Origin of the sequence: Acerihabitans sp. (assembly GCF_036398755.1) — a bacterium.
Taxonomy (GTDB): domain Bacteria; phylum Pseudomonadota; class Gammaproteobacteria; order Enterobacterales; family Enterobacteriaceae; genus Acerihabitans.
Genome location: NZ_DASWOM010000125.1, coordinates 1 through 5,914, shown reverse-complemented (window position 1 = coordinate 5,914; position 5,914 = coordinate 1). Strand labels below are relative to the sequence as shown.

At 57.6% G+C, this 5,914-nt stretch carries 5 protein-coding genes; 4 read left to right on the top strand and 1 reads right to left on the bottom strand.

Translation table 11 applies throughout. The annotated features are described in order from the left end of the window. Nucleotides 1-776: 776 nt before the first annotated feature. The 4 genes from dmsA to VGC33_RS20640 all read left to right on the top strand — a co-directional run bounded on the left by dmsA (nucleotide 777) and on the right by VGC33_RS20640 (nucleotide 5,496). The gene (gene dmsA / locus VGC33_RS20655; RefSeq protein ID WP_331122653.1) at nucleotides 777-3,230 is read left to right on the top strand and encodes a dimethylsulfoxide reductase subunit A; all 2,454 of its coding nucleotides are present in this window, start codon (nucleotides 777-779) and stop codon (nucleotides 3,228-3,230) included. A gap of 10 nt (nucleotides 3,231-3,240) precedes the next feature. Continuing rightward, entirely contained in the window at nucleotides 3,241-3,861 is a 621-nt protein-coding gene (locus VGC33_RS20650; RefSeq protein WP_331122652.1) for a DMSO/selenate family reductase complex B subunit, read from the top strand. A 1-nt stretch (nucleotide 3,862) separates the two neighbouring features. Further along, a complete protein-coding gene (locus VGC33_RS20645) occupies nucleotides 3,863-4,723 on the top strand; it encodes a DmsC/YnfH family molybdoenzyme membrane anchor subunit (RefSeq protein WP_331122651.1) in 861 nt (286 codons plus the stop codon). Between the two features lie 446 nt (nucleotides 4,724-5,169). After that, on the top strand, nucleotides 5,170-5,496 hold the full coding sequence (locus VGC33_RS20640) for an NIPSNAP family protein (RefSeq protein ID WP_331122650.1): 327 nt from the start codon (nucleotides 5,170-5,172) through the stop codon (nucleotides 5,494-5,496). A 104-nt stretch (nucleotides 5,497-5,600) separates the two neighbouring features. Here VGC33_RS20640 and VGC33_RS20635 read toward each other — a convergent pair whose 3' ends face one another. Next, on the bottom strand, nucleotides 5,601-5,792 hold the full coding sequence (locus VGC33_RS20635) for a hypothetical protein (protein ID WP_331122649.1): 192 nt from the start codon (nucleotides 5,790-5,792) through the stop codon (nucleotides 5,601-5,603). Nucleotides 5,793-5,914: the final 122 nt, after the last annotated feature.

Genomic DNA, 5,914 nt, shown 5'->3' with positions numbered 1-5,914 from the left:
CCGGCAGCCCCGCGCGGCAAGCGCCGGCGCCACGTCATCATATGCGCGCGGATCGTAGGGAAAGCCATGCAGCAAAATCACCGCCGCGCCGTCCCGCGGCCCCTGTTCCTCATAGGCCAGGTTGAGCATGGGCGTGCGCACGTGCCTTGTCGCGGGAAGTTTCATCAGGGCGCTCCTGTGGTGTATGCCGGAAGGTGATAAGTCAGTATAGAACGGTTGGCAACCGGCGATGATCATCCGCAGCGCTTCGTAATACGAAATAACATGAGAGTGATTAGTATTTATATTTTATCGCCAGGGGGAGGGCGTTATACCCATAACGGACTTGTTTTTTTAAAAATCTGGCGGGTCGTTTTATTCTTTATTCGGCTTATGACGGGCCGGATGCGCCGGCGATATTTTTCGCCATGGGGGGAAAGAACGTCCTTATTCTCCCCGTTGTACGGTCAATAGGACAAAAATGTGTGCGCAAACTCATATTTTAATTCTTTAATGAATAAATATTATTTAAACCCAAAGAGGGCTTTAATAAATAACTCATTGAATTTTGTGTATTAATTAATTTTAAAAGTGTTATATAAAATTATATATATCGGTTTTATTGATACTGAACAATACCCCTGTCTATCCTAAGGGTAATCTCATTGCGAGGATGATTATGCCGCAATGAATTTCCGCCGCGTTTTCTGTGTCCGGTGGAAATTTATGCGTTGCGAGACTGTTCCGGATTGATGTCATCGTTAAACAGGGATTTGAGATCTCCAGGGTGAATTATCATGAAAAGCGAAAGTAATAATACTTTACTAAATATCCCCCTAACCCGGCGAAATCTGGTGAAAGATAGCGCAGTGTGCGGTCTGGCGCTGGCCGCCGGCGGCGTGGCGCTGCCGTTTAGCCGCCAGGCCCGGGCCGACGGAGATCCGGCGACCCTTTCCCCATCCCCCGCCGCTGAAAAAATCGTCTGGAGCGCCTGTACGGTAAACTGCGGCAGCCGTTGTCCGCTGCGCATGCATGTGGCCGATGGCGAAATCAAATATGTGGAAACCGATAATACCGGCAATGACGTGTATGGGGATCTGCATCAGGTACGCGCCTGCCTGCGCGGGCGGTCGATGCGACGCCGGGTCTATAATCCCGATCGGCTGAAATACCCGATGCTGCGGGTAGGGCAACGTGGCGAAGGCAAATTCAAACGCATCAGCTGGGACGAGGCGTTCGGTTTAATCAGTGATAACCTCAAGCGCATTATTAAGGATTATGGCAACGAAGCCATTTACCTGAATTACGGCACCGGCACGCTCGGCGGCACCATGACCCGCTCCTGGCCGCCGGGGAAAACGCTGATTGCCCGCCTGATGAACTGCTGCGGCGGCTATCTGAATCATTATGGCGACTACAGTTCGGCGCAAATCGCGGCGGGATTGAACTATACCTACGGCGGCTGGGCGGAAGGCAACAGCCCGACCGATATCGTTAATAGCAAACTGGTGGTGATGTTCGGCAATAATCCCGGTGAAACCCGTATGAGCGGCGGCGGGGTGACCTATTTGCTGGAGCAGGCGCGCGAACAGTCCAATACCCGCATGGTGGTTATCGATCCCCGGTATACCGATACCGCCGCCGGCCGCGAAGACGAGTGGCTGCCCATCCGGCCGGGCACGGACGCCGCGCTGGCTTCTGCGCTGGCTTATGTGCTTATTAGCGAAAACCTGGTGGACCAGCCCTTCCTGGATAAATATTGCGTCGGTTATGACGAAAAAACACTGCCTGCCGGCGCGCCGGCCAATGGCCATTATAAAGCCTATATCCTGGGCCAAGGCCAGGACGGGACGGCGAAGACCCCGGCCTGGGGCGCCGCCATCACCGGCATCCCCGCCGCGCGCATCATCCAGCTGGCGCGGGAAATCGGCAGCGCCAAGCCGGCCTATATCTGCCAGGGATGGGGGCCGCAGCGCCACGCCAACGGCGAGACGACCACGCGCGCCATCGCGATGCTGGCCATCCTGACCGGCAACGTCGGCATCAGCGGCGGCAACAGCGGCGCCCGCGAAGGGTCCTATGAAATCCCCTTTGTCCGAATGCCGACGCTGGAAAACCCGGTAAAAACCAGTATTTCCATGTTCTTATGGACCGATGCCATCGTGCGCGCCACCGAGATGACCGCGATCCGCGACGGGGTACGCGGCAAGGATAAGCTTGACGTCCCGATAAAATTTATCTGGAATTACGCCGGCAACTGCCTGATCAATCAACACTCCGACATCAACCGTACCCATGACATCCTGCAGGATGACAAGAAATGCGAGATGATTGTGGTGATCGATAACCATATGACCTCGTCGGCCCAATATGCCGATCTGGTGCTGCCGGACTGTACGGCGTCGGAGCAAATGGATTTTTGTCTGGACGCGTCAAGCGGTGATATGGGGTACGTGATTTTTGCCAGCCAGGCTATCAAGCCGCGGTTCGAATGCAAGAATATCTACGATATGACCAGCGAAATCGCCCGCCGCATGGGGGTCGCGCAGCAGTTTACCGAAGGGCGCACGCAGGAAGAGTGGCTGCGTTACCTTTATCAGCAGTCGCGGCTGGCCGTTCCGGCGCTGCCGGGATTTGAACAGCTCCAGGCCCAGGGCATATTCAAGCAGCGCGATCCGGACGGCCATTTCGTGGCTTATAAAGCCTTTCGCGCCGATCCGGCGGCCAATCCGCTCACCACGCCCTCCGGTAAAATTGAAATCTATTCCGCCGCGCTGGCAACGCTGGCGGCTACCTGGCAGCTGTCCCCCGGCGATGAAATCAACCCGCTGCCCGTCTATAGCCCAGGTTTTGAAAACTACGATGATGCGCTGAATAAAAAATACCCCTTGCAGCTGACCGGGTTTCACTACAAGGCGCGCACCCATTCAACCTACGGCAATATCGCTATTTTAAAGGCCGCGAACCCGCAGGAAATCTGGATAAATCCCCTTGATGCGCAAGCGCGCGGCATCAAAGACGGCGACATTATCCGCATATTCAACGACCGGGGTGAGGTGAGGATCAATGCCAGAGTCACGCCGCGAATGATGCCCGGGGTAGTGGGTTTGGGCGAGGGCGCCTGGTATGCGCCGGACGGGAATCGTATCGACCATGCCGGCAGCATTAACGTGCTGACCACGCAGCGCCCTTCTCCGCTGGCCAAGGGTAATCCTTCGCATACCAATTTGGTGGAAGTTGTCCGACTTTAAGGAGTAGTCCATGTCGACACAATATGGATTTTATATTGATTCAAGTCGTTGCACCGGCTGCAAAACCTGCGAAATGGCCTGCAAAGACTATAAAGATCTGGCGCCGGACGTCAGTTTTCGCCGCATTTATGAATATGCCGGCGGCACATGGCGGCAGGAAGCGGACGGTAGCTGGCAGCAGAACGTCTTTAGCTATTATCTCTCCATTGCCTGTAATCATTGCGAGGATCCGGCCTGCGTCAAGGTCTGCCCGAGCGGGGCCATGCATAAGCGCGATGACGGCCTGGTGGTGGTTAACGAGGATATCTGCATCGGCTGCCGTTATTGCGCCATGGCCTGCCCTTACGGCGCGCCGCAGTATAACGAGGCGAAAGGGCATATGACCAAGTGTGATGGCTGCCAGGAGCGTTTGGCCGTCGGTCTGAAACCGGTTTGTGTCGAATCCTGTCCCTTGCGGGCGCTCGACTTCGGTCCCATTGAGGATCTGCGCCGGCAACACGGCACGCTGGCTCAACTGGCGCCGTTGCCGCAGGCTCGCTATACCAAGCCTAACATTGTGCTTAAGCCTAACGCCAATAGCCGTCCTTGCGACGATACCACCGGCTATCTGGCTAATCCGAGGGAGGTGTAATATGGGTACGGGATGGCAGGAATGGCCCCTGATTTGGTTTACGGTGCTGGGGCAGTGTGTAGTGGGCGGGTTTATCGTCATGGGGCTGGCGCGGATGGCCGGCCATTACGACGCCGGGCAGCATCTGCGGCTGCATCGCTGGATGAGCGTTCTCTGGCTGCTGATGGGCCTGGCGTTTCTGGCGTCGGTGCTGCACCTGGGCACGCCGCTGCGGGCGCTCAATTCACTCAATCGGCTGGGTTCGTCCGGACTCAGCAATGAAATCGCCGCCGGGTCGCTGTTTTTCGCCGCGGGCGGCCTCTACTGGCTGCTGACGGTGACCGGCAGGATGCCGCGCGCGCTGGGCAAGGGGTGGCTGGGGCTTGCCATGGCGCTGGGCCTGGTATTTGTCTATGCTATGACCCGGGTTTACCGGATTGATACCGTACCCACGTGGAATAACGGCTATACCGCGCTGAATTTCTTCCTGACGGTACTCATCGGCGGGCCGTTGCTGGGCGCGCTGTTGCTGCGGGCCGCCGGGATCGAGATCCGCCGCCGCCGGATGCTGGTTACGCTTAGCCTCGCGGCGTTGCTTGTCAGTATGGGGGCTGCCGTCATGCAGTCGGCCGGACTGGCGGCAATACAGAGTTCAGTCCAGCAGTCCGCCGCGCTGGTGCCCTGGTACGGCGAACTGATGGCGCTGCGGTTGGCGCTGGTCGTCCTGGGCCTGGGCTGCTGGATCTGGCCGATGCTGCGGCGCGTCAACAGCGGCGTCGCCGGTCTGGCGCTGGGTTTTGCCTTGGTGGTGGCGGGAGAACTGGTGGCCCGCGGGGTATTTTATGGTTTGCATATGACCGTCGGCATGGCCGTTGCCGGTTAAAGGGCAAAACGGCTTATTCCGCCGGGGTGCTGCATTACCGGCCAGGCGAATGCGCACGCTACCCGGTATGCCGCCAGCGCCAATACCCGTTTCACGAGCTGGGCGTGCCGCGCTGGCGCCCACCGCATCAGGACTGATCAATAAGCGCCAGCAATTGCCGATAAAAGGCGTAAACACCCCGGGGGCGACCCGGCCCGAGGTCCCCACGCCCACCAGGCCGTCGCGCACCTCTTGGCCGCCGTGTACCCGCAGCGGCGTATCGTTGACAAAGGCGCCTTTGCCGGCGCAGGCGCATCACATCACATCTAGATGACGGCAATATCACCCGCTGGACGTCCGGACCCTTTACCTGCCGGCGCATTTGCCCGATGATGTCATCCCGGTCACGATTCGCCGGTGCTTACCCGCTACCGCCGCCGGGGAAACCCTTCTAACGGAGAAAATACATGATTGTTGAAATGCGCGTATACCATTGCCTGCCCGGCCGCCTGCCGGCGCTACAGGACCGCTTCAGGAATACCACGCTGGCTTTGTTTGCCCAGTACGGTATCGAGCCGCTAGGGTTCTGGACCACGCTTATCGGCCCCAGCAACCATAGCCTGACCTATCTGCTGAAATGGGACAGCCTGGCCGATCGCGAGACCCGCTGGGGCGCCTTCCAGGCGGATACGACGTGGATAGCCAAGCGTACGGCCAGCGAAGCGGACCAACCTATTGTCGAACGTATTGAAAATAGCTTCTTAACGCCGACGGATTTTTCCGCCCTGCGCTGAAGGGAAGGCACACCGGCCCGGTGCGGATGACAATACGCCGTTATGAGGTTGGCGCCGGGCTGGCCGTGGAAATGATTGCCGGCGGCGGTGAGCGCTATAAAGAATCAGGGAATAAACGCCGCGCCCTCCAGGCCCGCATTGAGCAGATCAAGGATCGGCCGCGGCTTGGACACCTTCAGCAGGATATTCACTTCCTCAATCCCCGCGTAGGGTTTATTCAGCAAGAATTCATAGTTGACCTCGGCGTCGATACGGTAATGCAATATCAGCGGCCACCTGCCTAAAATCTTCGCCATTAAGAACGCGTTTATAAAAATGGGTGGTGATAATAAATTCTTTAAACGCGTAGCCGGTTGCCATAAGGGACTAAACATAATCGTCATCCGTGTTAATCTGTTTGCCTATTGCGGCGGGCGTT